Origin of the sequence: Cobetia sp. MB87, assembly GCF_011319755.1 — a bacterium.
In the GTDB taxonomy this organism is placed as follows: Bacteria; Pseudomonadota; Gammaproteobacteria; order Pseudomonadales; family Halomonadaceae; genus Cobetia.
Genome location: NZ_VFBC01000011.1, coordinates 54769 through 79856, shown reverse-complemented (window position 1 = coordinate 79856; position 25088 = coordinate 54769). Strand labels below are relative to the sequence as shown.

The following is a 25088-nucleotide window of genomic DNA, read 5'->3' as shown; positions in this document are numbered from 1 at the left end:
GCTTGATGGCGAGGTGCGTTCACGGGGAGCGCACCTTTGAAAAGAAGACTCAGTGCGTGGTCGCGGGGGCGACTGACAGTACCTCGACCTCGAAGGTCAGGGTACGCCCGGCCAGCGGGTGATTGAAGTCGACCTTGACGTCACGCTCGTCAATCTCGCGGATGATGCCCGGCAGCTCCGAACCCGACGGCTCGGCGAAGGACATCACCATGCCGACCTCGACCTCGTCATCGAAGCTCTTGCGCGCCACGGTCTGGACGTTCTGCGGATTGTGCTGACCGAAGGCATGCTCCGGCGTGATCGTGAAGCTGCCGGTCTCGCCCGCCGCCATGCCCATGATCGAACGCTCGAAGCCCGGCGGCAGATTGCCGTCACCCACCTGGAAGGTGGCCGGTGTCTTGTCGAAGGTGGAGTCCACCTCGGTGCCGTCTTCCAGACGCAGACGGAAATGGAGGCTGACCTCCATGTTATCGGCGATACGATGCTCGCTCATGCTGACCTCGCTAGTGGCGCTCATTCGGAGCGGCCACGGAAAGATTCAAGAATCAGTGCCACGGCTCCCAGGCTGATGGCGACGTCCGCCACATTGAAGGCCGGGAAGAAGGCATTGCCCCAGTGGAAGGACAGGAAGTCCACCACGAAGCCATGCACGACACGATCATAGAGATTGCCAAGCGCGCCCCCCAGCACCAGCGCGATGCCCAGCGCGGTGAAGGTCTCGTGACGCTTGAGGCGCGCAAGCCAGATGCTCAGGCCGATGGCTGCCACCACCGCGATGCCCGCAAACAACCAGCGCTGCCAGCCATCATGGCCGGCCAGAAAGCTGAACGCCGCGCCGGTGTTGTGGAGCAGCGTCAGATTGAAGATCGGCAGCACTTCGTTGGCCTGACCATAGACCAGCGAACTGCTGGCCAGCCACTTGGTGGCCAGGTCCAGCACCACGATCACCAGCGACAGCCACAGCCAGCGCAGCGGCGAGCGCATCGGCTCACTACCGGCCGAGGGGGTATTCGTCGCGGGGCCTTGTGAAGAAGACGTCATGTTACCTTCCTGTCGTGAAATGAGTCTGCGACCGGCAAGACACGAACGCCGGGCCAGAGCCCGGCGTTCGATATCAGCGCTCAGCGGGGGCTGAACGATCCCGCGGCCGCATCAGCGATCAAGCGAAGTGACGCGTCTCGCCTTCGCCGTCCGGCAGGTTGGTCACGCAGCGGCTGCACAGCGTCGGATGTTCCGGCAGGGTGCCGACTTCCGGACGGTGGTGCCAGCAACGCTCGCACTTGGCATTCTCGCTGACCTTGACCGCCACCTTGAGGCCGGACACGTCGGTCTCTTCTGCCGCGCCAGCCGCCTCGAGAGGCGCCAGGGTCACGCCGCTGGTCAGCATCACGAAGCGCAGCTCGTCGCCGAGACTTGCCAGCAGCGTATTGAGCTCGTCATTGACGTAAAGGGTGACTTCCGCCGCCAGGCCATTCTTGACCAGACCGGCGTTGCGCGCGCCTTCCAGCGTCTTGTTGACCGCCTGCTTGACGTGCAGCACCTGCTCCCAGAACTCACGCCCCATGGCCGCATCATCCGCCAGGGTGGTCAGGCCGGTGTAGGCCGTCTCGAGGAAGATGGTGTCCTTGCGCGGGCCCGGGATGTTGGCGTAGATCTCTTCACCTGTGAAGGAGAGGATCGGCGCCATCCAGCGTGCCAGTGCCTCGATCACGTGATACAGCGCCGTCTGACAGCTGCGGCGCGCACGCGAGTTCGGCTGCGTGGTGTACTGGCGGTCCTTGATGACATCCAGATAGAAGCCGCCCAGCTCACGCGAGCAGAAGGTCAGCACCTGCTGATAGATGTCGAGGAAGCGATATTCCTCGTAGGCCAGCTCGACACGTGCCTGCAGCTGGGCGGCACGATCGACCACCCACTGGTCCAGCGCCAGCATGTCGTCGAAGGCCAGCGCATCACGCTCGGGCTCGAAGCCGTTCAGATTGGACAGCAGGAAGCGCGAGGTGTTGCGGATACGACGATAGGCATCGGCGGTCCGCTTGAGGATCTCGTCCGAGACGGCCATTTCGCCGGAATAGTCGTTGGAGGACACCCATAGACGCAGGATGTCAGCACCCAGCTTGTCCATCACCTGTTGAGGTGCGACCACGTTGCCGACGGACTTGGACATCTTGCGGCCCTGCGCATCCACGGTGAAACCGTGAGTCAGCAGTGCCTTGTAGGGCGCGTGGCCATCGATGGCACAGCCGGTCAGCAGTGACGAGTGGAACCAGCCACGGTGCTGGTCGGAACCTTCCAGGTACAGGTCGGCACGCGGGCCTTGATCGTGACCATGCGGGTGCGAGCCACGCAGCACATGCCAGTGGGTCGTCCCGGAGTCGAACCACACGTCCAGCGTGTCGGTGACCTTCTCGTAGTTCTCGGCCTCATCGCCCAGCAGCTCCTGGCTGTCGAGTGACCACCAGGCATCGATACCGTGCTCGGCGACGCGATCCGCCACCGCTTCCATCAGCGCCACGCTGTCGGGGTGCAGTTCCCCCGTCGCGCGATGCAGGAACAGCGGAATCGGCACGCCCCAGTTGCGCTGACGCGAGATGCACCAGTCCGGACGGTTGGCGATCATGCTCTTCAGACGCGCCTGACCCCAGGCCGGGATGAAGGCGGTGTCCTCGATGGCGGACAGCGCCTTGTCACGCAGGGTCACGCCGTCGGTGCCGGCAATGTCCATGCCGACGAACCACTGGGCCGTCGCGCGGTAGATGACCGGGGTCTTGTGGCGCCAGCAGTGCATGTAGCTGTGGGAGATCTTCTCGTGCGCCATCAGCGCGCCGAGCTCTTCCAGACGCGCGACGATGTTCGGGTTGGCCTTCCAGATGAACTGGCCACCGAATTCCGGCAGGTCCGGCACGTAGACGCCGTTGCCCTGCACCGGGCTTTCGATCTCGTCGAAGCTCATGCCGTAACGACGGCAGGTATGGAAGTCATCCTCGCCGTAGGCCGGCGCGGAGTGGACGATACCGGTACCGGCGCCGGTCTCGACGTAGTCGGCCAGATAGACCGGCGACAGACGATCGTAGATCGGGTGACGGAAGTTGATCAGCTCCAGCGCCGCGCCGTTGACGGTCGCCAGCGTCTCGCCGCTCAGGCCGAAGCGCGCCAGGCTGTCCTCGACCAGCTCCTCGGCGAGCACCAGCAGGCGCTCGCCGGTATCGACCAGCGAGTAGACGAAGTCCGGATGAACGTTGAGCACCTGGTTGGCCGGGATGGTCCACGGAGTGGTGGTCCAGATCACGATCGCTGCCGGCTTGTTCAGTGACTCGAGGCCGAAGGCCTTGGCCAGCGCCGCGCTGTCGTCTGCCGCGAAGGCGACGTCGATGGCATCAGAGGTCTTGTCGGCGTACTCGACTTCCGCCTCCGCCAGCGCAGAGCCGCAGTCGAAGCACCAGTTGACCGGCTTCAGGCCCTTGAAGACATAACCGCCCTTGACCATCTCGGCCAGCGCACGGATCTCGCCGGCTTCGTTGGCGAAGTCCATGGAGCGATACGGGTTGCCCCAGTCACCGACGATGCCGAGACGGATGAACTCGTGCTTCTGACCTTCCACCTGTACGCCGGCGTATTCACGGCACAGGTGGCGGGCTTTCTCGGACTCGAGATGCTTGCCGTGGGTCGTCTCGACCTTGTGCTCGATGGGCAGACCATGACAGTCCCAGCCCGGCACGTACGGCGCGTCAAAGCCCGCCATCGTCTTGGACTTGACGATGATGTCCTTGAGAATCTTGTTGACGGCATGACCGATGTGAATATTGCCGTTGGCATAGGGAGGGCCGTCGTGGAGCACGAAGCTCGGACGGCCCTTGCCTGCTTCACGCAGACGCGCATAGAGGTCAATCTCGTTCCAGCGCGCCAGTTGGTCCGGCTCACGCTTGGGGAGATTGCCGCGCATCGGGAAGTCGGTATCGGGCAGATTCAAAGTGTGCTTGTAGTCGCTCATAGCCTTTCGGGTCAGCCGTCGTGGGGGCGGGAAGCCTGGGCTTCCCGAGCTGTGGAATCAGACACCTCAGCAGTGCCGTGTAAGGGTGCCGTCGGCGCATCCGTCATCAATGCGCTCAGCGGACGGCTGGCCAGCGGCAGGTCAGCCATCGAGGTCATGCAATCAAGCAACGCCTGCTCGTCACCGGCAGGCGTCTCGCCCGCGGCCAGCGCGAAGAAGCGTCGCGCCAGGGCGATGTCGGCGTAGATGGCGGCCTTGAGGGCTTCCAGGCCATCGAAGCGCTGCTCACCGCGCAGGAAGGCGCAGAAGCTGACGCGCATCGGCTGGCCGTAGAGGTCTTCCGCGAAGTCGAGCAGATGGACCTCGAGCACCGGCCGCGGCGTACCGACCGTCGGGCGCCAGCCGATATTGGCCACCGCCGGGCAGTCGCGGCCATCGGCCAGATGCGCCATCACCGCATAGACGCCGGAGACCGCCAGCGGCGCATTCGGCAACGGCAGGTTGGCGGTCGGCACGCCCAGCGTGCGACCCAGCTGGCGGTCCGCGACCACGCGCCCCTGCCAGTGGTGGGCACGCCCCAGCAGTCTGGCGGCCAGCGCCATGTCGCCTGCGGCCAGCACCTCACGCACGCGGGTGCTGGACACACGCTCGTCGGCGATCTCGAAGGTGCGGGTATGCTCCACCGCAAAGCCTTCGGCGGCGCCGATGCGTTCCAGCAACGCGAAGTCTCCGGCGCGATCGCAGCCAAAGCGGAAGTCGTCACCGACCACCAGGTGACGCACACCGAGCCCATCGATCAGTACCTGCTCGATGAATTCACGTGCCGACAGCGAGCGCAGCGCCTCATTGAAGGGCAGACACAGTACGCGCTCGGCGCCATGACTGCCCAGCAGACGCACCTTGTCCGCCAGACGCGTCAGCCGCGGCGGCGCCTTGTCACCCGCGAAGAACTCACGCGGCTGCGGCTCGAACACCACCACCGTGGCGGGCAGACCATAGGCTGCCGCGCGCTCGCGAAGTTGCTCCAGAATCGCCTGGTGGCCGAGATGCACGCCATCGAAATTGCCGATGGTGGCCACACAGCCGCGACTGCCATCCTGCTTGCGCAGGCGGGCGAGATTGTGGAGTCCTCTGATCAAGTCCATGCGTGCATCACACAAGCCGCCGAAAGTGGTCGATTATAGCGAAGGGGCACGGCGCTGACAGCCACCGTTGCCCCGCCAGGGAGAAAACAGCTGGTACCGAGGGCACCAACCTGGGTGGTAGTGGTGCCCGGGCAGCAGGCTCAGCTCTGCATGCGGAAATGGCGCGGGCGGACACCGCACAGCCCCAACCACACCGCATAGGCCAGCACACCGCCCACGACCAGTGCTCCCATCATCGCACAGCGCTCCCACAGGCCCCAACCAAGCCAGGTGGTCCAGTCCGGCGATAGCCACATCAGGCCGCCGCCCATCAGAGCGCAACCGCCGATCAGCGTCAGCGAATAGCGTCCCCAGCCGGGCTGGAAGCGCAGCACGCCATCACGATACAGGCCGCGCGCCAGCAGGCCCGCATTGAGGAAGGCCGACAGCGCCGTGGCCAGCGCGAGCCCGGCATGCGCCAGCGGCACGATCAGCGCCAGATTGAAGGCCATGTTGGCAACCATCGCGATGATACCGATCTTGACCGGCGTTTTCGTGTCCTGACGCGCATAGAAGCCCGGCGCCAGCACCTTGATCAGCATGAAGGCCAACAGGCCGAAGCTGTAGGCACGCAGACTCTGGGCCGACATCACCACATCGTTGTCGGTCATCGCGCCGTAGTGGAACAGCGTGATCAGCAGGGGCTCGGCCAGCACGCCAAGCGCCAATGCCGCCGGCACACCAATCAACAGCACCGAGCGCAGCGCCCAGTCGAGCATCTTCTGGAAATGCTCCAGTGATTGCTCGGCGTGGCGCTTGGAGAGCGCCGGCAGAATCACCGTCCCGATGGCAATGCCGATGATGCCCAGCGGCAGCTCGACCAGACGGTCGGAGTAATAGAGCCACGACACGCTGCCGGTAACCAGAAACGAGGCCAGCACGGTATCCAGCAGCAGATTGATCTGCGAGACCGAGACACCGAACAGCGCCGGGGTCATCAGCCTGAGGATGCGGCGTACGCCTTCATGGGCGAAATTCGGCCATGGTTTGGGCATCAGGCCAAGCCGCAGCAGGAATGGCACCTGGAACAGCAACTGCACGCCACCTGCGATCAACACGCCCCAGGCCAGCGCCATGGCGGGGGTCTCGAAGCGCGGGGCCAGCAACAGCGCCGCGCCGATCAGGCTCAGGTTGAGCAGCACCGGCGTGATGGCCGGTACCGCAAAGCGATTCCAGGTATTGAGCACGCTGCCGGCGAAGGCGGTCAACGAGATCAGCAGCAGATACGGGAAGGTCAGGCGCAGCATGTCACCGGTCAGCGCCAGCTTGCCGGCATCATCACCGAATCCGGGTGCGAAGACCCACACCAGCCAGGGCGCACACAGCATCGCCAGCGCGGTGATCAACGCGAGTATGACACCAAGACTGCCGCTGACGGCGTCCAGCAACTCGCGGACCTCTTCCCGTGTCCGGCGAGTCGCATACTCCGACAGCACCGGAATGAAGGCCTGGTTGAAGGCACCCTCGGCAAACAGGCGGCGCATGAAGTTGGGGATCTTGAAGGCGACGAAGAAGGCATCCGCCCCGCTGCCGGCACCCAGCAGGGATGCGATGGTCACATCGCGCGCCAGCCCCAGCACGCGCGACAGCATCGTCATCACGCTGACGATCAACCCGGAACGCAACAGGCCACCCCGCACCGGCAGGCTGTCGCCCGAGCGAGTCTCGCCCTGGGCACTCGCCTGTGAGGCGGACTGCGCGGCGGCCTCGGCCTTGCCGTCTTCTCCCCTGACTTCCTTTTCGCCTGCGGGCGACTCATCCTGCGGCTTGCTCACCCTGACACCCCTCTCGCTTCCCTGACCTGACACCGATGTCATCCACTCGACAGACAGACACAAAAAAACCGGCCGAAGCCGGTTTTTTCACACTCACACGTCTTAGACAGCCAGTGCCTTGACGCGAGTGTTCAGACGGCTCTTCAGACGAGCGGCCTTCTTCTTGGACAGAATGTCCTTGTCGGCGTAACGGTCGAGGACCTTCTGCGCGACATTGAAAGCGGCCATGGAAGCAGCGTGATCGCCAGTCTTGACGGTCTTCAGCACGTTCTTGATGCTGGTACGCACGGCGGAACGCTGTGCGGAGTTGTGCTGACGACGAACTTCAGCCTGACGAGCGCGCTTACGTGCTTGCTTGGAATTTGCCACTTTGATGCTCCTTATGAGTCCACCCGTAGGCGCGTACTCATGAACTTGAATTTGGAAGACGTTGTCGCACCGCGACAGCGAGTCCGATCATCTCTCGCCTTTCGACACTGAAGTGAAGACTTTCGAGAAATCAGCGACTTGACGTGGAAGCCCCGTCAAACCTTCGCCATCGGGGCGGACCAGCACCCGACAGGACGGCAGAGTCTAGCATGACCCGAGCGCATATCGCCAGTCTGAGCTTGCCTGCGCCGGCCCCAGGCACAGAGCCAGGAAGCAGGCCTCATGGGTGCTACAGCACGATGAGGTTGTCGCGGTGGATCAGTTCCGGCGCCTCGATATAGCCCAGCGTCGCCTCGATCTGATGGCTGGGCAGGCCGAGAATCCGCCCGGCGTCTTCGGCGCTGTAATTCACCAGCCCCTTGGCGATGCGCTGACCGGACTCATCGACGCACTGCACCAGATCACCACGCTTGAAGGCGCCTTCGATCTTCCTGACACCCACCGGCAACAGGCTGGAGCCACGCGTGGTCAACACATTGACGGCACCGGCATCCAGCGTCAGGGTGCCGCGCACCTGCAGCTGCCCCGCGATCCAGCGCTTGCGCGCCGCGATCGGTGCATGCTCTGGCAGCAGGAGCGTGCCGAAGCGCTCACCTGAGGCCAGCCGGGTGATCACCTCGGGCTGACGACCGGACGCGATCACCGTCAGCGCACCGCTACGTGCCGCCAGACGCGCTGCGCGCACCTTGGTCGCCATGCCGCCACGCCCGAGCAGGCCCCCGCCGCCCGCCACCTTGACCAGAATCGGGTCATCGGCCTGGGCTTCCTCGATCAGGCTGGCCGCCGGGTCATGACGCGGGTCGGCATCATAGAGGCCTTCCTGATCGGTGAGCAGCAACAACGCATCGGCCTCGAGCAGGTTGGCGACCAGTGCACCGAGGGTGTCGTTGTCGCCGAAGCGGATCTCGTCGGTGACCACGGTGTCGTTCTCGTTGATCACCGGCACCACCCGCAGGTCGACCAGGGTGCGCAGCGCCGAGCGTGCATTCAGGTAGCGCTTGCGATTGGAGAGGTCATCGTGGGTCAGCAGAATCTGCGCCGTGGTCAGGCCGTGACGATGGAAATGCTCTTCATAGCACTGGGTCAGGCCATTCTGACCGACCGCCGCTGCCGCCTGCAGCTCATGCACGCCGCTGGGGCGAGCCGACCAGCCCAGCCGCGACATGCCGACGGCGATCGCCCCGGAGGACACCACGATCACCTCGACACCCCGCGCGTGCAGTGCCGCGATCTGATCGACCCAGCGGCCGATGCCGGCATCATCCAGCCCGCGGCCGTCATCGGTCAGCAGCGCACTGCCGATCTTGACCACCACGCGTCGTGCATTGGCCAAGGCCTCGCGCCCCGTCTGACTGCCCAGTTCCGCCACTTCCGCCACCTTCTGCTCCGACACCGCGCTCTCTCCTGTCATGTAATCCCTCGCCCGGCAGGCCCTGCCTCCCTGCTTGCCATTGTCTGCTCCCGCCAGCCCGCTGTCATCACTCCTCGCCGGCCCCGACAACGAAAACGCCCCGCCGCGAGACCATGAGGCTCGGGGCGGGGCGTGAATCGCGAAGCGGGTCGCTCGTTACTCAGAGGCTGTCGCGCAGGACAGCCACCGAACGAACCGAGACCTCAGGGCGCGTATTCGACTTCGACGTCGTAATCGTCGTCATTGAAGTCGTCATCGTCCTCTTCTTCGTCATCCTTCTTGCGCTTGCGACGCGTCAGGCGCTCTTCAGCGCGCTCCAGCGACTCGTTCTCCATGCGCGCCAGCAGGGCGGCATGTGCCTCGGCAGCTTCCGGATCTTCCGCCAGCTGCAGGCGCTGCTCGCCCAGCCAGCGGTGAGCGGCCTGCACCAGCTCCTGAGTGCCGATACCGCTGGCCGCGGAGACGACGAACAGCTCGCCCTCCCAGCCCAGGCGCTCGACGAGGTCCTTGACCATCGCGTCGCGATCGTCCTCCGGCAGCAGGTCGATCTTGTTGATCACCAGCCAGCGCGGCAGCTCCGTCAATGCCGCGGAGAAGTTCTTGAGCTCCTTGAGGATCGCCTCGACCGCATAGGCCGGGTCGCTCTCGTCATAGGGCGCAATATCCACCACGTGCAGCAACAGACGCGTACGCGTCAGGTGCTTGAGGAAGCGCAGCCCCAGGCCAGCGCCGTCAGCAGCGCCTTCGATCAGGCCGGGAATATCGGCCATCACGAAGTGCTGGTGGCTACCGATCTTCACGACACCGAGGTTCGGCACCAGGGTGGTGAACGGATAGTTGGCGACCTTGGGCTTGGCAGCGGAAACGGCGCGGATCAGCGTCGACTTGCCGGCGTTCGGCATGCCGAGCAGACCGACATCTGCCATCACCTTCATCTCGAAGCGCAGGTTGCGACGCTCGCCCCAGGTTCCCTTGGAGGTCTGGCGCGGCGCGCGGTTGGTCGAGGACTTGAAGTGGATGTTGCCCAGACCACGACGCCCACCCTGCGCGACCAGCAACAGCTGACCGATTTCCGTCACGTCACCGATGATCTCGAGGGTTTCCTCGTCGATCACGGTGGTGCCGACCGGCACCTTGACGATCAGGTCCTCGCCCGCCTTGCCTGCCATCTGACGGCCTTGACCGGCATCGCCGCTCTCCGCCTGATAGTAGCGCTGGAACTTGAAGTCGATCAGGGTATTGAGCGAGTCATCCCCGATCAGGTACACACTGCCGCCGTGCCCGCCGTCGCCCCCATCGGGACCACCGCGCGGCACGTATTTTTCACGGCGAAAACTCAGGCAACCATTGCCGCCACGTCCGGCCTCTACAATGATCGACGCTTCATCAAGGAACTGCATGCTGCTCTCTCCTGACGACGACCCGGGCCGTCATGCGACAAAAAAGCCCCGCCTGAGCGGGGCTTCCTTGCAGACTGCCATGCGACACCGGGGCATCGAGCAGTCTGCGTAAGCTGTCAGACGCTTCAGGCAGAAACGATGCTGACGAACTTGCGGTTCTTCGGACCCTTGGTCTCGAACTTCACGTGGCCGTCGGCCAGAGCGAAGAGAGTGTGGTCCTTGCCGATGCCGACGCCAGTACCAGCGTGGAAACGGGTGCCGCGCTGACGCACGATGATGTTGCCGGCGATAGCCGCTTGGCCACCGAACAGCTTCACACCAAGGCGCTTGGATTCAGAATCGCGACCGTTGCGGGTAGAGCCCGCCGCCTTCTTATGTGCCATTGGATAATTCTCCTATGGTGGGTAGCGCTGCAATTAAGCAGAGATACCAGTGATCTTGACTTCGGTGAACCACTGACGGTGGCCCGCACGACGCATGGAGTGCTTCCGGCGACGGAACTTGATGATGGTGACCTTGTCGCCACGGCCGTGAGACACGACCTCGGCAGAAACCTTGGCACCTTCAACCAGCGGAGCGCCGACCTTGATGTCGTCGCCTTCAGCGACCATCAGGACTTCGTCAAACTGGATAGCTTCGCCAGTCGCGACTTCAAGCTTCTCGAGCTTCAGGGTCTGGCCTTCCTGAACGCGGTACTGCTTGCCACCGCTCTTGATAACTGCGTACATGATTCTCTCCATCGGACTCATCAAGGGTGTGCTCTTGGGTGGCCTGCTGCGAGTGGCGCCCCTTCTGGAGCCATCTGACAGGGAGCGGGATGAGTCACGGCCGCGTATTATAGCGCCACGTGCCGCGACCGACAAGCAATGTCAAGGTTTACGCGACCAATCGGCCGCCAGCCACCGTCCTTGCGCGGGTGCACGCCTTGACGGCCATAGGGGTGCCCCATAGCATTACCGCCAAACGGCACGCCACGGCGGCCTCACCTCTCGCTACGGGCACGACGATCTCATGCAAGCCGACGCATCGACCCTTCACGCGGCAGTGGCAGATGACTTCGCCGCCGTCGACCGCACCATCCTCGCGCAGCTCGAGTCGCGCGTGCCGCTGGTCCAGACCATCGGTCAGTACATCATCCAGAGTGGTGGCAAACGCCTGCGCCCGGTGCTGGTGCTGCTGGCAGCCCGCGCACTGGGCTATCAAGGCGAGAAACACGTTCATCTGGCCGCGCTGATCGAATTCATGCATACCTCGACCCTGCTGCACGATGATGTCGTGGATGAATCCAGTCTGCGTCGCGGTCGCTCCACCGCCAATGACACCTGGGGCAATGCGCCTTCGGTGCTGGTCGGTGACTTCCTCTATTCGCGTTCCTTCCAGATGATGGTCGAGGTCGGCTCGATGGACGTGATGGCGATTCTCTCCGCCGCCACCTGCACCATCGCCGAAGGGGAAGTCCTGCAGCTGACCAATATCGGCAACGCCGACATCGATGAAGCCGCCTACTTCGAGACCATCCACGGCAAGACCGCCATGCTGTTCGAGGCGGCCGCGCATGCCGGCGCGATTCTGGCCAGGGAAACCGACGACAGCGTCACGCCTGCACAGGTCGGCGCACTGCAGAACTATGGCCGCTATCTGGGCCTCGCCTTCCAGCTGATCGATGATCTGCTCGACTATCAGGGCGATGCCGAGACCATGGGCAAGAACGTCGGTGATGACCTGGCCGAAGGCAAGCCGACCCTGCCGTTGATTCGCGCCATGCAGGTCGGAAGCCCGGCGCAGGCCAGTCTGGTGCGCGGCGCCATCGAGAAAGGTGGGCTGGAGCAGCTCGACGAGGTGCTGGAAGTCGTGCGCCTCACGGGTGGCCTCGACTATACCCGCAGCCGCGCACAGGAGATGGCCGACAACGCCCTGAACGAGCTCAAGGCGCTGCCGGAGAGCGAATTCCGCGACAGCCTCGAGCGCATCGCGCTATTGAGCGTCGGCCGCCAGGCCTGATCGCACTCGAGGCAGTCATCATCTCGACAGCCGAATTGCCCCTTGAGACTCAGATAAAACTTTTTGACCTCAAGGGCTTGCAAAGCAAAGCTGCCTGCGTATAATTCACCTCCGTCGAGACAAGCTCACGACGCATCGGAGTATAGCTCAGCTTGGTAGAGCGCTGCCTTCGGGAGGCAGAGGTCGTAGGTTCGAATCCTGCTACTCCGACCAGATATCTGAAAAAGCCGCTGATCACTGATCAGCGGCTTTTTTGATGCTGGAAGGTTTTCCTGCGGCTCATGCTGCCCAGTGACAAACTCCCCTCCAACGCCTTACATCCCTCAGGATGCCACATGCACACACTGCGCCTTGCCATGCTGTCCCTGCTGCTCACGTCCCTGCTCTCCGCCTGCGCCTCTACCCGTACCCAATGGGAGAAGCCCGGCGCCAACAGCACGGAGGCTCACAACACCTGGGCCGGCTGCCAGTACGAACTTGGCCTGACTGACAAGTCAGACAACGAGAAACAGACGCTGCTGAAGTACTGCATGGAGCGTGAAGGCTACCGACTGCAGAGCTACTGAGTCGCTCACCTGCCTCAATCGGACATCCAGGTATCACTCGCCTTGCGGGCCCGCTCGCGACCAGCACGCTCTCGGTCGCGGCGGGCCTTTTGCTTGAGGTAGTAACTGCGCAGGGCAAGGCCGAGACCGAAGGCCAGCATCAAGGCGAACACCAGCCCCTGCCAAGGGCGGGCGGCATCGCCAAGCCAGGTTTCCAGCGCGACGATGGCGATCAGGCCGGTGGCCTGACTGGCAACGGCGATCGCACGGCTACGGTCATAATGATGTGACAGCATGAGGATATCCTTGGAGCGTCCTCGGCGGCAGAGCAATGCTCAGCGCGAGGCGTGGATGTCGAAGTCCGTCGATTATCGCATACTCGAGCCTCGCGCCTGCAGCGCGCTTGCCACATGCAGGCCGACAGGCATAGCTGCCCTGAACGCTTCCCCGGACACCGCCAAAGGATAACCGCATGGATGCCATCGCCCTGGGCCCTGCCCTGATTTCCGTCGAACGCCTCTATGCCTTCGTGGCAGCCCTGGTGATGCTGATCGAGTTCTCGCTGCTGATGCGTCTGCTGACACGCATGCACGCCAGGGGTACGTCCGCGCCCGCTCATGACTCTCGCCCGCTGAGCCCCTCGCACTGGTTCAATCGCATGCTGGTCAGCTGGGTGATCGGCGCACGCCTCACTCATGTCGCCCTGCACTGGGCAAGTTATCAGCAGGCACCGCTGGATATCCTCAAGCTGTGGCAACCGGGCTACCACCTGCTCGGCGGCATGCTGGTCGCGACCCTGGCCAGCCTGTGGCTGCTGCGCCAGCATGGCACGATTCGCCAGGTCATCGCGCTGGGCAGCCTGACCCTGGGGCTGACCGCCTTCCTCGGACTCAAGCAACTCGACCCGCTGGGCAACGACTCCGCCATCGACGCGATGCCTGCCATCACTCTCAATCATCTGGACCGCCGCCCCGTGGCGCTGAATGACATCCAGGACGAGCGCGTGATCGTCAATCTGTGGGCCACCTGGTGCCCGCCCTGCCGACGCGAGATGCCACTGCTGGCAGAGGCCGATCAGAGACCCGGCGTCACCGTGGTATTGGCCAATCAGGGCGAGCAGGCACTGGCGGTGACCCGCTATCTGAACAGCGAGCAGCTGACGCTCGAGTACACGCTGCTCGACCCCGCCATGCAACTGATGGCACTGGCCGAGGCGCCGGGACTGCCCGCGACCCTGGTCTTCGATGGCGACGGACAGCTGATCGAGCGTCATGTCGGCGAGCTGAGCCGCGCCCAGCTGGACACCCTGCTACCGGCGTCACAACCATAGTGCGACACGCCGCTGGCCTCGCTCGATGCGACAAAGACGCTCGCTGGAAGAAAAGGCGCTTAAGCCACGGCGTCTGATCCGGTAAGATACCGCGCCCCTGTATTCCCGATTCCCGTCTTTGTCCTACCCCGAGGCTTCATGAGCGACTTCATTCCCGGTCAGCGCTGGATCAGTGACGGCGAGGCTGATCTCGGCCTTGGCACCATCCTCAATGTCGACTTCCGCACCGTCACCGTGCTCTTTGCCGCCAGCGAAGAAACCCGCACCTACAGTCTGCGCGAAGCGCCCCTTACCCGGGTGGCCTTCGGCAATGGCGACCGCATCCAGTCCGACGATGGCGAATGGCTGATCGTCGATGACTTCAAGGAAGTGCGCGGCCAGATCGTCTACATCTGTGAGCGCGGCGGCGAGCATGCCGGCGAGCTCATCGAGCTTCCCGAAGCCCGCCTGAACGACAAGATGCAGTTCAATCAGGCACGTGACCGCCTGCTGACCGGCCAGGTCGACCGCAATGACTGGTTCGACCTGCGCTACCGCACCCTGCGTCACTTCCATCGTGTCGAGCAGAGCCCGGCGCTGGGACTGTCCGGCCCCAAGGTCGACCTGGTACCGCACCAGCTGTACATCGCTGATGAAGTCTCGCGCCGTCACGCGCCGCGCGTACTGCTGGCCGATGAAGTCGGCCTGGGCAAGACCATCGAAGCCGGCCTGATCCTGCATCGCCTGCTGCTCAGCGGTCGTGCGCGTCGCGCCCTGATTCTGGTACCGGCAAGCCTGACTCACCAGTGGCTGGTCGAAATGCTGCGCCGCTTCGCGCTGGAGGTCTCGCTGCTCGATGAGGAGCAGTGCAAGGCCTATGGCACGAGCAATCCCTTCGAAGGCAATCAGATCATCCTGGCAAGCCAGGACTGGCTGTTCGCCAACCCGTCGCGTCAGGTCCAGGCTGCCGCCTGCGACTGGGACATGCTGATCGTCGATGAGGCCCACCACCTCGACTGGAGCGAAGACAAGGTCGGCCCGGGCTACGCCTGTGTCGAGTCCCTCGCTCGTCAGACCGCCGGCGTGCTGCTGCTGACCGCCACGCCGGAGCAGATGGGGCTCGAAAGCCACTTCGCACGCCTGCGCCTGCTCGACCCGGAGCGCTATCACGACATCGAGCGCTTCAAGGCCGAAGAACAAGGCTATGTGGCCGTCGCCAGCGCCATCGACGCCCTGGAAGCGCTGCCCGCCGATCAGTCCGGTCTCGACAGCCTCGCCAGCGTGCTGGATGACAGCGACAGCCGCGCCCTGCTCGACACCCTGATGGACAGCGATGCCGACGATGCCCAGCGCGACAGCGCGCGTCGCCAGCTGCGTGACCAGCTGCTCGACCGCCACGGCACTGGCCGCGTGATGTTCCGCAACTCGCGTACCCACGTCGAAGGCTTCCCCGAGCGTCGTCTGCACGTCCACGAGCTGGAGCTGCCCTCCTCCTACCGTCGCGTGGTGCGCAAGCTGGAGCGTGACGAGGACTATCTCGATGACCTGCTGATCGAGACCGGCATGAACCACCCCGAGGTGGTGCTGTTCCTCGACGAGATGTATCGCGCCCTGCCCGATGACCGCATGAACGCGGAACCCTGGTGGCAGATCGACCCGCGCGTCATGTGGCTGCTGGAAACCCTGACCGACCTCGGCAACGAGAAGGCACTGGTGATCTGTCATACCGCCGATACCGCGCGTGAGCTGTCCGAAGGCCTGCGCGTGCTGGGCGGCGTGCATGCGCCGGTCTTCCACGAGGGCATGAGCCTGGTCGAGCGCGACCGTGCCGCCGCGGCCTTCGCCTCCGAAGAGGAAGGCGTGCAGCTGCTGGTATGTTCGGAAATCGGCTCGGAAGGTCGCAACTTCCAGTTCTGTCACCACCTGGTGATGTTCGACCTGCCGGTACACCCGGACCAGCTCGAACAGCGCATCGGGCGTCTGGACCGTATCGGCCAGAAATTCCCGATCGAGATCCACGTGCCGGTCTTCGAAGGCTCCCCGGGCGCCCAGCTGCTGCGCTGGTACCGCGATGGCATGGACGCCTTCAGCGCGCCGCACGGCATCGGCAGCGAGCTTTACGCCCAGTTCGGCGACGAGCTGGAAGAGGCCCTGCTCGACAGCGAAGAGATCGACAGCATCATCGAGCAGACCCGCGAGCGCTTCGATGCCCTGCAGGAAGAACGTCAGTCCGGTCGCAATCGCCTGCTGGAACTCAATGCCTGCCGTCACGAGCGCGCCGAGGAAGTCATCGCCGCCATCGAGACGCTGGACAACGACAAGGCGCTGCCGGGCTATCTGGAGCGCGCCTTCGACATCTTCGGTATCGAGAGCCGGGACCTCGGCGATGGCATCACCTATCTGGCACCAGGCCCGCACATGCTCGACGGCCTGCCAGGGCTGGTGAAGGGCGAGGAAGGCTTCAGCGTCACCAGTGACCGCGCCACCGCGCTGTCACGCGAAGACGTGCAGCATCTGTCGTGGGAGCATCCGCTGGTCCGCGAGATGCTGGTCCGCATCCTGGACGGCTCGATGGGCAACACCGCGCTGGCGCTGCTCAAGCACCCGGCGATTCCCGGTGGCCGCCTGATGACGGAAGTGGTGTTCCGCACCCAGTCCACCGCGCCGCGCGGCCTGCGTCTGGGACGTTTCCTGCCGCCGACCGCCATCCGCGTCCTGTTGGATGAAACCGGCAGCAACCTGTCCGACAAGGTGTCCTTCGGTGGTCTGGCCAAGAACCTCAAGCCGGTCAAGAAGGCGGTCGCGCGTGACCTCATCAAGCAGAGCCACGCCACGCTGCGCAAGCTGATGAGCGATGCCGAGCAGGAAGCCGAGCGCGAACTGCCGACCATCGTCGAGCAGGCCCAGCAGCAGATGCGCGAGCAGCTCAGTGCCGAACTGGCGCGCCTGGAAGCCCTGGCCAGCCACAACCCGGCCGTGCGCGAGGAAGAGCTCGAAGCGCTGCGGCAGGAACGTGCCGCGCTGGATGGCGCCATCGAGACCACCCGTCTGCGTCTGGACAGCGTACGCGTCATCGTCACCGTGGATGCCCACGAGCGTTGAGCTGACCGCAGGCGCCAGTGATGAACCTGAAACGCCCCACCTGCCATCGGCCGGTGGGGCGTTTTGCCATGTGCGCCAGCGACAATGCCTCGCGGGACTTGCCAGATCGACCCGCGGCCGCGACGATGCCATCGCTTGCACATCGCGACTCGCGGCCCATCACTTCCACTTCATCCCTATCGCTTCATTACTACAGAGCACCCCCATGGCGAGATCATATCCAGAGAGCGACGAGACAGCGTCAGGGCAGAGCTGGCAGGGAGAGCGCCTGGCCGAGGAAGGCGAGCGTGTCGCAAGGGTGGGGCTATCGCTACTGGCGGCGGGCGATGACTGGTGGGCGATCGACAAGCCGGCCGAGCTGCCCTCCGTGCCGGGGCGTGATCCCTCGCGCTTCGACAGTGTCCATTCGCGCCTGTGCCAGCTGAGCGACGATACCCGCGCCGTGCACCGTCTGGACGTGGCGACCTCCGGGGTGCTGCTGGTGGCACGCAATGTCGAGGGCCAGCGGCGGCTGTCGCGGCTCTTCCAGTCGCGCGCCCTCGAGAAACGCTACCTGGCCGTGGTAGCAGGGCATCTCACGCCCGCCGAGGGCAGCATCGCCCTGCCGCTGCGCTGTGACTGGCCACGCCGACCGCGTCAGATCGTCGACTTCACGCATGGCAAGTCGGCACTGACGCATTATCGGGTCGAGCAGCGTCTGACGCTCGAGGGCCAGCGCCCGGATGGTACGCCTCAGACTCTCGCCGCCAGCCGAGTGCAGCTCACACCGCATACCGGCCGTTCGCATCAGCTGCGCCTGCATATGCTGGCACTCGGCCACCCGATCATCGGTGATGGCTTCTATGCGCGTGGGGCGGCACTCAATGCCAGTCCACGCCTGTTGCTGCATGCACAGCGGTTGGTGATTCCGCCAACCAGCGACAGCGATGCCCCACCACTGGTGCTGGAAGCGCCACTACCCTTCTAGCACTGCCTTCCTGTCAAGGCTCACTTGCGTGACAGGATATCGGCGAAGGCCACGTCGAGGGTCGGGTAATCGAAGGTGAAGCCGGCAGCCAGCAGACGCGCCGGCACCATGCGGGCGCCCTCCAGCAGCAGGGTGCTCATTTCCCCCAGCCCCAGCTTTAGCGCCTTGGCCGGTAGCGGCAGGATCGCCGGACGCCCCAGACCCCGAGCCAGAGCGTGGGTGAAGCCCATGTTGGTGACCGGATGCGGCGCGCTGGCATTGAAGGCGCCGCTGAGACTGTCATCCGTCAACAGGCGCTCGATGATGCGAATCATGTCGTGGCGGTGGATCCACGGCATGTAATGGCGCCCATCGCCCAGCCGCCCCCCGAGCCCGAGCTTGAAGGGCGTCAGCAGCTTGGCCAGCGTGCCGCCATCGGCTTCCATCACCAGGCCTGTGCGGATGATGGCCAGTCGCACGCCGTATTCGGTGACGGGCATGGCGGCCGCTTCCCAGTCACGACACAGGCGATGGTTGAAATCATCATGGGGCGTCGCCTGTTCATCGATCTCGACATCGCCCGGCTCGCCCGCCTTGGGCTGTGCGCCGTAATAGCCCATCGCCGAACCGGACACCATCACCTGCGGCGGATGACCTTCGGCGGCCAGCTGCTGACACAGCATCACCAGATGTTCGGTGGTCTCCAGCCGCGAACGGCGCAGCTCACGCTTGTGATCCTCGCTCCAGCGCCGCCCGGCGATCGACTCCCCCGCCAGATTGACGATGCCCTCCGGCTGCCAATCCTTGAAGGCCAGCGACGAATCCGCCACGACGACCGTCAGCCCAAGGTCGGCAAACTGGCGCTCAGCACGCTCCGGGCGGCGCGATACGACCGCCAGCGAGTGACCCGCAGCGGCCAGTGACTGACATAGCGCCTGGCCGACGAACCCCGTTGCACCCGTTATCAATATTCGCATGTTGCCCTCCTCGGCGATGAAGCATCGAGTGTGCCGACTTTCGCCATAAATCTATACTTATATTGTACAATTATGCGCAAGAAGTTAACTTTAGCGTATCTGCTGTCGAGTCACATGACGGCCCGTACCCCCTGAACACCGCCCGCGCAGGAGTCGCCTCCAGATGCCAGTATCGTCCATCGCCATCATCGGTGCCGGTATCGCCGGATTGTCAGCCGCCACCCGACTGGCCGCCCAGGGCCATGCGGTGACGATATTCGAGAAGGCACGCGGCCCCGGCGGACGCCTGGCCAGTCGCCGCACGAGCGAAGGCCCCATCGACATCGGCGCGCAATACTTCACGGCGCGTGATCCACGCTTCCAGTCCGCGCTCGAGCAGTGGCGGGCCGCAGGCGTCGTCGCACCCTGGGGCGAGAGACTGTTGAGCCTCGGCAAGTCAGCCTCTGACGAGAGCCAATGGCAGCGGCTGCGCGATGATTCCACCCGCTACGTGGCCAGCCCGCGAATGAGCGCCCTGAGCCGCCACCTCAGTGAACAGCTGCCGGCCCACGCCAGCCTGCACAGCGAAACGCGCATCACGCGCCTGATCGCGAGCGAAGGCACAGGCTGGCGGCTCGAGGACAGTCACGGCAATCACCACGGCCCCTACGATCACGTGGTGATCAGCGCACCGGCGCCGCAGGCACTCGCCCTGCTGAGCGCATCCGGCACCGACGCCCAGGGGGCGGCGCTCTGCGAGGACTCGCTTGCCCCGGCCCTGAGTGAGGCGCTGACGCAGGTGGAGATGGCACCGACCTGGACACTGATGGCCACTCTGGAGACACCGCTTCCCGCGCTGGGGGGCGACGCTGATTGGCAAGGGCTGCTGGTCAGCCGCGGTGATGATGGTCCGCTGCGCTGCGTGATGCGCCAGCATTCGCGCCCCGGCCGCCAGGCACCGACACATGCCCGGGAGACCCTGAGCCTGCTGGCGACCGCCGGCTGGAGCCGAGCGAATCTCGAGAAGTCGCCGCAGGAGGTCGCGACCTTGCTGTGGCAGGCCTTCGAGGCACTGCCGGAGCTCCGCGAGCTGGCGCCGGGCTGGAGCCAGGGCAAGGTCACCCTTGCGGCGCATCGCTGGCGCTACGCCCACCCGACCCGGACGCTGCAGCAGACCTCAGCGGCAGCCGGCCACAATGGCTATGACCACAATGTCTGCGGCCAGGGGACATCCGGGCTATGGCTGGCCGGAGACGCCCTGCGTGGCCCGCGTGTCGAGGACGCCTGGCTGTCAGGACACGAGGTAGCCGAACAGCTGCTCAACACCCTCGCCGTCAGCTGATACGCTGCCTCGACCCCTCATCGCCCACAGGATAGCTGCATGACTACGTCCACAGATCACGACAACGCCTTGATTCTATTGGCTCATGGGTCACGTGACCCGCGCTGGCGCGAGCCCTTCGAGGCACTGGAAGCCACGCTGGCCTCCCGCCTCAAGCGTCCGACGCGCCTGGCCTATATGGAGCTGTGCGATCCGCTGCTGACCGACACCATCGAGGCCCTGGCAGCAGACGGGGCCGCACGTATCGACATCCTGCCGCTGTTCTTCGCGGCCGGCCGTCATCTGCGCGAGGACGTGCCCGCCATGTTGGAAGACTCGCAGCGCCAGCACCCCGACTGCCCCATCAGCCTGCTCGACCCGGTGGGTGCACATCCAGCCTTTGTCGAGGCCTTGATCCAGATTGTGGAGCAACAGGACAACGCCTAGACGGCCGATTTCATGACGGGACCTAAGGCGTCGAAGGCGCTGTGATGCACCTTCAAAAACATGCGCACCGGGGATGCGACGCAGCTTGCCTCTTGTCAGGCTCTGGCGGCTGCGCCATCCTGATGCCCACATGTACAGCTAGTGCACAAGATGCATTGCCGGTATCCCACAGCGCCCCATGTGACGACACTTCAACTTTACCCTGTGTGTCGTCCACACCTGTGCTTCACCCGGGATGCCTCGTCACCGCCAGAGGTAACACCATTCATGACTGACAAGGCCACGGAAACTGCCAGTTCGCCGCTGTTTCCGATCCGCGAAGTCTCTCGCCTGACCGGCGTCAATTCGGTCACGCTGAGAGCCTGGGAACGCCGCTACGGACTGATCGAGCCCCGCCGGACGCCCAAGGGGCATCGCCTGTATGCCCGCGAGGACATCGAGCGGATCGAACACATCCTGCAGTGGCTCAACCGCGGAGTACCTGTCAGCCAGGTACGCGAGCTGCTCGACCAGCCGCAGCCGGAAAGCACGCCGATGCCGGACGAAGGCAGCTGGAGCGGCCAGCAGCAGCTGGCACTGGCCGCCATCGATGCCCAGGACGAGGCGCGCCTGGCCGAGCTGTACAACCAGAGTCTGGCGCTGTACCCGGTCAGCAGCGTGGTCGAGCGCCTGTGGCGTCCGCTGCTCGAGCAGCTTGAGGAGCGCGGCACCGCTACCTTCGGCACCCGCCTGGCACAGTGCTTCTTCGAGAGCTTCCTGCGTTCGCGCATCGGCGCCCGGCTGGTGTTTGCCAATCAGGAGCGTCACGCCCCGCACATCACGCTGACGCGCCTGCCGGAAGAGCCGGGGCTCAGCTGGCTGCTGCTGTTCGCGCTGGTCGCCAGTGACGCCGGCTATCACGTCAGCCTGCTGGATGGCCCACTGCCGCTGGCAGAGTTGCCGCTGGCCGCAGAGCGCCTGCAGGCGCAGGCCGTGGTACTGGTCGGCACCCAGGCCGAGCGCTCGGATGTCATGCGCCGCCAGCTGCCACGGGTCGCAGAACAATTGAGCGTGCCGCTGGCCATCGCTGGCCCGGCCGCCCAGATTCGCCAGCAGGAGCTGGTAGACGGGCCCATTGAAGGCCTGGGGGCCGACCCGATTCAGGCGGTCGCTCGCCTGAGGTCCTTGATGGCACGTTGATCGCAGGCTCCTGCTCGGCATTGGTTTCACCGATCGCCAAGGAGCCCCGATGTCATCTGTCTCACCATCCGCCTCTTCCCCCGCCTCCGCACCAGCGGGGGCTCCCCTGCAGCTGGTCTGGCTGCGCAGTGACCTGCGCGTACACGACAATACCGCGCTCTCGCAGGCCGCCACACGCGGCCCGGTCGTGGCCGTCGTCGCCCCCTGCCTGGCGCAGTGGGTCGAGCACGGCCATGGCGCCAACAAGCTCGACTTCCTGCGCCGCGGCCTGCATGTCCTGCAACAGGCACTCGCCGGCTATCATATCCCGCTCAAGGTGCTCGACTGCGACACCTTCGCTGAGGTGCCCGAGGCACTGGCCACGCTGTGTGATCAGATCGGCGTCCAGGCCCTGCACTTCAATGACGAATATGCCGTCAATGAGCGTGAGCGCGACAGGCGCGTGCGTGAGCGCCTTGCCGAGAGCGACGTCCGCCTGCATCGCTACACCGACATGCTGGCCTTCACGCCCGGCGAGCTGCTGACCGGCAAGGGCGATTACTACGGCGTCTTCACGCCCTTCTCCAAGCGCTGGCATAAGGAAGTCGATTCCCGTCGTCTGGCGCTGAATGAGGCACCTCAAGTGCAAGCCACGCTCCGTGACGCCCAGGGGCGCGAGATCCATGGCGACGCCATCCCGCCACTGCCCGAGACGCTCAAGGGCGAGCCGGCGACAGCGCTGGACGCCGAGCTGTGGCCGGCCGGCGAAGAGGCCGCGCAGGAGCGTCTGGAGCGCTTCCTGACCTTCCGCGCGCGCCGCTACCACGAGCAGCGCGACATCCCCGCCACCCGGGGCACCAGCGAACTGTCGCCCTACCTGGCACTGGGCATGATATCGGCCCGCCAATGCTACGCCGCCGTGCTGGCAGAGAATGGCAGCCTCGCCGATGGCGATGTCGGCCTGACTACCTGGGTCAACGAGCTGATCTGGCGCGAGTTCTATCAGCACATCCTGGTCGGCTTCCCGCGCGTCAATCGCCACCGTCCCTTCCAGCGCCATACCGAAGCCCTGCAATGGCGCGATGACGACGCAGGCTACGCCGCCTGGTGCGAGGGCCGTACCGGTTACCCCATCGTCGATGCTGCCATGCGTCAGCTGGTGCAGACCGGCTGGATGCACAATCGCCTGCGCATGGTGACGGCGATGTTCCTCACCAAGCATCTTCTGATCGACTGGCGGCGCGGCGAGGCCTTCTTCATGACCCATCTCGTCGATGGTGAGCTGGGCGCCAACAATGGTGGCTGGCAATGGGCGGCCTCCACCGGCACCGATGCCGCGCCCTATTTCCGCATCTTCAATCCGACCACCCAGGGCCAACGCTTCGACAAGGATGGCGAGTTCATCGCGAGCATGGTGCCGGAACTGGCCGAGCTGCCGGCCAAGCGGCGCCACCAGCCCAGTGCGGATGACTGCCAGCAGACGGGCTACCCACGACCGATCGTCGACCACAAGGCCGCCCGCCAGCGGGCGCTGGATACCTTCAAGGCGCTGTCAAAAAGCGAATGACCCCTCAAGCGGCCTGCTGATCTTCAGTAGGACGCTCTTGTCTCCCTCCCCTTCAGGAGCATTGCCATGCAATCGCTGCCCGACGAGATGAGCCCGGCCCTGACTCGGGTATGTCGTCTTTACGAAAAACTGGACAAAACCTCTACAGAACTGCTCAAATCAGTCTACAGTGACGATATCGTCTTCCGCGACCCCCTGCATGAAGTCCGCGGCCTGACGGCACTCAACGCCTATTTCTCAGGGCTGTACATGAATGTCGCCGCCATCGACTTCGTCTTTCATCACCCGCTGGGGCCGATGCCAGCACAAGACGCCGGCCCTGCGGCTGAAGGCAAGGCGGATGAAGGCGATGAACAGGGACTTGCCTGGCTCAGCTGGACGATGACCTATCGCCATCCCCGTCTGAACGGGGGCAAGGACATCAGCGTGCAGGGCGCCTCACGCCTCGAGTTCCGAGACGGGAAGGTCACCCAGCACCGTGACTTCTTCGATGCCGGCGAGCTGCTCTACGAGCAGCTGCCCGTACTGCGCAACGTGATTGGCCTGCTGAAGCGACGCATGGGTTGAACAGAGATAGCCATCGTCCCTTCAAGCTGACATCCGCGAAGGTAAGCCCAGCGTTATATGAGTCGTTATCGAAACAACATGCCAAGGAGAGGAGATGGCCAGTCATAGCTCTACCACCTCAAAGGCTCGCAAACGCATCTGGCTGACCGGCGCCAGCTCCGGCATCGGCGAAGGGCTGGCGCGCCGGCTGCTGGCGGATGGCCACCGGGTCGCCCTGAGCGCCCGCTCCGCCGACAAGCTTGAGGCCATCGCAGCCGATGCCGCGCAAGGCCCCGGGGAGGCGCTGGTCGTGACGCTCGACCTCACCGACCGTGAGGCCATCCGCGCGGCGGCCAGTCAGATAGAGGCCAGCTTTGGTGGACTCGACCTTGCACTGCTCAACGCTGGCACCTGCGAATATCTGGATGCACGTGAATTCGAGGCAGATCTGGTCCATCGCGTGTTCGCGACCAACTTCCAGGCCGCCGTGGATGTGATCGAAAGCGCCTTGCCGCTGCTGCGCATGGCAGCGGCAGACGGCGGTGAGCGGCCGCAGCTGGCAGCGGTCTCCAGCGCTTCGGCCTACCTGCCGCTGCCTCGCGCGGAGGCGTATGGCGCTTCCAAGGCCGCGGTGAGCTACTTCCTGGAGTCGCTGCGGCTGGACCTCGACAGCCAGGGCATCGATGTCAGCGTGATTCACCCCGGCTTCGTCAAGACACCGCTGACCGAGCGCAATGACTTCCCGATGCCGATGCAGGTCACTGTCGATCAGGCGGTCGAGGCGATCGTGGCGGGACTCGCGCGTCATCGGCTCGACATACATTTCCCGCGACGCTTCACGCTGCTGGTCAAGTTGCTGGGCATCCTGCCCGCCCCCTTGCGACGCAGCATCGGTCTACGCATGACCCGTGACTGAGTGCACGGCAGGCAAGACCGACAATACCTGCCCGCGCCGATTACCCGGCAACGCTTCTGCTCATGACGACATGGTTCGATCTTC

General features: G+C 64.6%; 23 protein-coding genes and 1 tRNA gene. 12 read left to right on the top strand and 12 right to left on the bottom strand.

Annotation, left to right across the window (positions count from 1 at the left end; genetic code table 11):
• Window positions 1-49: 49 nt before the first annotated feature.
• From fkpB to rplU, 10 genes are all read right to left on the bottom strand, one after another.
• Window positions 50-493, bottom strand: a complete 444-nt coding sequence (gene fkpB, locus CDPAHKCJ_RS12610) for an FKBP-type peptidyl-prolyl cis-trans isomerase (protein WP_166020077.1) — start codon at window positions 491-493, stop codon at window positions 50-52.
• A 20-nt stretch (window positions 494-513) separates the two neighbouring features.
• Window positions 514-1041, bottom strand: a complete 528-nt coding sequence (gene lspA, locus CDPAHKCJ_RS12605; RefSeq protein ID WP_233593367.1) for a signal peptidase II — start codon at window positions 1039-1041, stop codon at window positions 514-516.
• Window positions 1042-1159: 118 nt separating this feature from the next.
• Window positions 1160-3991, bottom strand: a complete 2832-nt coding sequence (ileS, locus tag CDPAHKCJ_RS12600; RefSeq protein WP_166020076.1) for an isoleucine--tRNA ligase — start codon at window positions 3989-3991, stop codon at window positions 1160-1162.
• 11 nt (window positions 3992-4002) lie between these two features.
• Window positions 4003-5136, bottom strand: coding sequence for a bifunctional riboflavin kinase/FAD synthetase (gene ribF / locus CDPAHKCJ_RS12595; RefSeq protein WP_166020075.1), 1134 nt, complete (start codon window positions 5134-5136; stop codon window positions 4003-4005).
• A 140-nt stretch (window positions 5137-5276) separates the two neighbouring features.
• Window positions 5277-6773, bottom strand: a complete 1497-nt coding sequence (murJ, locus tag CDPAHKCJ_RS12590; RefSeq protein WP_240916802.1) for a murein biosynthesis integral membrane protein MurJ — start codon at window positions 6771-6773, stop codon at window positions 5277-5279.
• Between the two features lie 279 nt (window positions 6774-7052).
• A complete protein-coding gene (gene rpsT, locus CDPAHKCJ_RS12585) occupies window positions 7053-7319 on the bottom strand; it encodes a 30S ribosomal protein S20 (RefSeq protein ID WP_043335965.1) in 267 nt (88 codons plus the stop codon).
• A gap of 289 nt (window positions 7320-7608) precedes the next feature.
• On the bottom strand, window positions 7609-8790 hold the full coding sequence (proB, locus tag CDPAHKCJ_RS12580; protein ID WP_166020073.1) for a glutamate 5-kinase: 1182 nt from the start codon (window positions 8788-8790) through the stop codon (window positions 7609-7611).
• 203 nt (window positions 8791-8993) lie between these two features.
• Window positions 8994-10190 (bottom strand): Obg family GTPase CgtA, encoded by a 1197-nt coding sequence (gene cgtA / locus CDPAHKCJ_RS12575; RefSeq protein WP_166020072.1) that lies wholly within the window; start codon window positions 10188-10190, stop codon window positions 8994-8996.
• Window positions 10191-10315: 125 nt separating this feature from the next.
• Entirely contained in the window at window positions 10316-10573 is a 258-nt protein-coding gene (gene rpmA, locus CDPAHKCJ_RS12570) for a 50S ribosomal protein L27 (RefSeq protein ID WP_043335969.1), read from the bottom strand.
• A gap of 33 nt (window positions 10574-10606) precedes the next feature.
• A complete protein-coding gene (gene rplU, locus CDPAHKCJ_RS12565) occupies window positions 10607-10918 on the bottom strand; it encodes a 50S ribosomal protein L21 (protein WP_043335971.1) in 312 nt (103 codons plus the stop codon).
• A 283-nt stretch (window positions 10919-11201) separates the two neighbouring features.
• Between rplU and ispB the strand changes: the two genes are divergently transcribed.
• The 3 genes from ispB to CDPAHKCJ_RS12550 all read left to right on the top strand — a co-directional run bounded on the left by ispB (window position 11202) and on the right by CDPAHKCJ_RS12550 (window position 12757).
• Window positions 11202-12191 (top strand): octaprenyl diphosphate synthase, encoded by a 990-nt coding sequence (gene ispB, locus CDPAHKCJ_RS12560; protein ID WP_166020071.1) that lies wholly within the window; start codon window positions 11202-11204, stop codon window positions 12189-12191.
• Between the two features lie 136 nt (window positions 12192-12327).
• Window positions 12328-12404 (top strand) — tRNA-Pro (locus CDPAHKCJ_RS12555).
• Window positions 12405-12526: 122 nt separating this feature from the next.
• Window positions 12527-12757 (top strand): hypothetical protein, encoded by a 231-nt coding sequence (locus CDPAHKCJ_RS12550; RefSeq protein ID WP_077373415.1) that lies wholly within the window; start codon window positions 12527-12529, stop codon window positions 12755-12757.
• Window positions 12758-12771: 14 nt separating this feature from the next.
• Here CDPAHKCJ_RS12550 and CDPAHKCJ_RS12545 read toward each other — a convergent pair whose 3' ends face one another.
• A complete protein-coding gene (locus tag CDPAHKCJ_RS12545; protein ID WP_166020070.1) occupies window positions 12772-13032 on the bottom strand; it encodes a hypothetical protein in 261 nt (86 codons plus the stop codon).
• A gap of 176 nt (window positions 13033-13208) precedes the next feature.
• On the opposite strand from CDPAHKCJ_RS12545, the gene CDPAHKCJ_RS12540 reads away from it, so the two are divergent.
• From CDPAHKCJ_RS12540 to CDPAHKCJ_RS12530, 3 genes are all read left to right on the top strand, one after another.
• Window positions 13209-14066: a TlpA disulfide reductase family protein gene (locus CDPAHKCJ_RS12540; protein ID WP_166020069.1), complete on the top strand. Its 858-nt coding sequence runs from the start codon at window positions 13209-13211 to the stop codon at window positions 14064-14066.
• Between the two features lie 138 nt (window positions 14067-14204).
• Window positions 14205-17147 carry an RNA polymerase-associated protein RapA gene (gene rapA / locus CDPAHKCJ_RS12535; RefSeq protein WP_166020068.1) on the top strand — a complete coding sequence of 981 codons (2943 nt, stop codon included), beginning with the start codon at window positions 14205-14207 and terminating at the stop codon, window positions 17145-17147.
• 205 nt (window positions 17148-17352) lie between these two features.
• Entirely contained in the window at window positions 17353-18114 is a 762-nt protein-coding gene (locus CDPAHKCJ_RS12530; protein ID WP_166020067.1) for an RluA family pseudouridine synthase, read from the top strand.
• Between the two features lie 20 nt (window positions 18115-18134).
• Here CDPAHKCJ_RS12530 and CDPAHKCJ_RS12525 read toward each other — a convergent pair whose 3' ends face one another.
• A complete protein-coding gene (locus tag CDPAHKCJ_RS12525) occupies window positions 18135-19070 on the bottom strand; it encodes a TIGR01777 family oxidoreductase (RefSeq protein WP_166020066.1) in 936 nt (311 codons plus the stop codon).
• Between the two features lie 163 nt (window positions 19071-19233).
• On the opposite strand from CDPAHKCJ_RS12525, the gene CDPAHKCJ_RS12520 reads away from it, so the two are divergent.
• The 6 genes from CDPAHKCJ_RS12520 (at window position 19234) to CDPAHKCJ_RS12495 (ending at window position 25004) form a co-directional block, all read left to right on the top strand.
• Window positions 19234-20391, top strand: a complete 1158-nt coding sequence (locus CDPAHKCJ_RS12520; RefSeq protein WP_166020065.1) for an FAD-dependent oxidoreductase — start codon at window positions 19234-19236, stop codon at window positions 20389-20391.
• 39 nt (window positions 20392-20430) lie between these two features.
• A complete protein-coding gene (locus CDPAHKCJ_RS12515; protein WP_166020064.1) occupies window positions 20431-20817 on the top strand; it encodes a CbiX/SirB N-terminal domain-containing protein in 387 nt (128 codons plus the stop codon).
• A gap of 150 nt (window positions 20818-20967) precedes the next feature.
• Entirely contained in the window at window positions 20968-21996 is a 1029-nt protein-coding gene (locus CDPAHKCJ_RS12510; RefSeq protein ID WP_346773924.1) for a MerR family transcriptional regulator, read from the top strand.
• A gap of 49 nt (window positions 21997-22045) precedes the next feature.
• On the top strand, window positions 22046-23542 hold the full coding sequence (gene phrB / locus CDPAHKCJ_RS12505) for a deoxyribodipyrimidine photo-lyase (protein WP_166020063.1): 1497 nt from the start codon (window positions 22046-22048) through the stop codon (window positions 23540-23542).
• Window positions 23543-23608: 66 nt separating this feature from the next.
• On the top strand, window positions 23609-24109 hold the full coding sequence (locus CDPAHKCJ_RS12500) for a nuclear transport factor 2 family protein (RefSeq protein ID WP_240916801.1): 501 nt from the start codon (window positions 23609-23611) through the stop codon (window positions 24107-24109).
• A 94-nt stretch (window positions 24110-24203) separates the two neighbouring features.
• Window positions 24204-25004, top strand: a complete 801-nt coding sequence (locus CDPAHKCJ_RS12495; RefSeq protein ID WP_166020062.1) for an SDR family NAD(P)-dependent oxidoreductase — start codon at window positions 24204-24206, stop codon at window positions 25002-25004.
• Window positions 25005-25088 lie beyond the last annotated feature (84 nt).

What these genes read in the sequence shown, in the direction of transcription:
- ribF (WP_166020075.1), bottom strand. Translation starts at nt 5,136, where the DNA reads ATGGACTTGATCAGAGGACTCCACAATCTCGCCCGCCTGCGCAAGCAG.
- CDPAHKCJ_RS12525 (WP_166020066.1), bottom strand. Translation starts at nt 19,070, where the DNA reads ATGCGAATATTGATAACGGGTGCAACGGGGTTCGTCGGCCAGGCGCTA.
- murJ (WP_240916802.1), bottom strand. Translation starts at nt 6,773, where the DNA reads ATGACGATGCTGTCGCGCGTGCTGGGGCTGGCGCGCGATGTGACCATC.
- CDPAHKCJ_RS12515 (WP_166020064.1), top strand. Translation starts at nt 20,431, where the DNA reads ATGACTACGTCCACAGATCACGACAACGCCTTGATTCTATTGGCTCAT.
- CDPAHKCJ_RS12545 (WP_166020070.1), bottom strand. Translation starts at nt 13,032, where the DNA reads ATGCTGTCACATCATTATGACCGTAGCCGTGCGATCGCCGTTGCCAGT.
- CDPAHKCJ_RS12550 (WP_077373415.1), top strand. Translation starts at nt 12,527, where the DNA reads ATGCACACACTGCGCCTTGCCATGCTGTCCCTGCTGCTCACGTCCCTG.
- lspA (WP_233593367.1), bottom strand. Translation starts at nt 1,041, where the DNA reads ATGACGTCTTCTTCACAAGGCCCCGCGACGAATACCCCCTCGGCCGGT.
- cgtA (WP_166020072.1), bottom strand. Translation starts at nt 10,190, where the DNA reads ATGCAGTTCCTTGATGAAGCGTCGATCATTGTAGAGGCCGGACGTGGC.
- phrB (WP_166020063.1), top strand. Translation starts at nt 22,046, where the DNA reads ATGTCATCTGTCTCACCATCCGCCTCTTCCCCCGCCTCCGCACCAGCG.
- rpmA (WP_043335969.1), bottom strand. Translation starts at nt 10,573, where the DNA reads ATGGCACATAAGAAGGCGGCGGGCTCTACCCGCAACGGTCGCGATTCT.
- CDPAHKCJ_RS12510 (WP_346773924.1), top strand. Translation starts at nt 20,968, where the DNA reads ATGCATTGCCGGTATCCCACAGCGCCCCATGTGACGACACTTCAACTT.
- CDPAHKCJ_RS12520 (WP_166020065.1), top strand. Translation starts at nt 19,234, where the DNA reads ATGCCAGTATCGTCCATCGCCATCATCGGTGCCGGTATCGCCGGATTG.
- proB (WP_166020073.1), bottom strand. Translation starts at nt 8,790, where the DNA reads ATGACAGGAGAGAGCGCGGTGTCGGAGCAGAAGGTGGCGGAAGTGGCG.
- fkpB (WP_166020077.1), bottom strand. Translation starts at nt 493, where the DNA reads ATGAGCGAGCATCGTATCGCCGATAACATGGAGGTCAGCCTCCATTTC.
- ispB (WP_166020071.1), top strand. Translation starts at nt 11,202, where the DNA reads ATGCAAGCCGACGCATCGACCCTTCACGCGGCAGTGGCAGATGACTTC.
- CDPAHKCJ_RS12495 (WP_166020062.1), top strand. Translation starts at nt 24,204, where the DNA reads ATGGCCAGTCATAGCTCTACCACCTCAAAGGCTCGCAAACGCATCTGG.
- CDPAHKCJ_RS12540 (WP_166020069.1), top strand. Translation starts at nt 13,209, where the DNA reads ATGGATGCCATCGCCCTGGGCCCTGCCCTGATTTCCGTCGAACGCCTC.
- rapA (WP_166020068.1), top strand. Translation starts at nt 14,205, where the DNA reads ATGAGCGACTTCATTCCCGGTCAGCGCTGGATCAGTGACGGCGAGGCT.
- rplU (WP_043335971.1), bottom strand. Translation starts at nt 10,918, where the DNA reads ATGTACGCAGTTATCAAGAGCGGTGGCAAGCAGTACCGCGTTCAGGAA.
- ileS (WP_166020076.1), bottom strand. Translation starts at nt 3,991, where the DNA reads ATGAGCGACTACAAGCACACTTTGAATCTGCCCGATACCGACTTCCCG.
- CDPAHKCJ_RS12500 (WP_240916801.1), top strand. Translation starts at nt 23,609, where the DNA reads ATGCAATCGCTGCCCGACGAGATGAGCCCGGCCCTGACTCGGGTATGT.
- CDPAHKCJ_RS12530 (WP_166020067.1), top strand. Translation starts at nt 17,353, where the DNA reads ATGGCGAGATCATATCCAGAGAGCGACGAGACAGCGTCAGGGCAGAGC.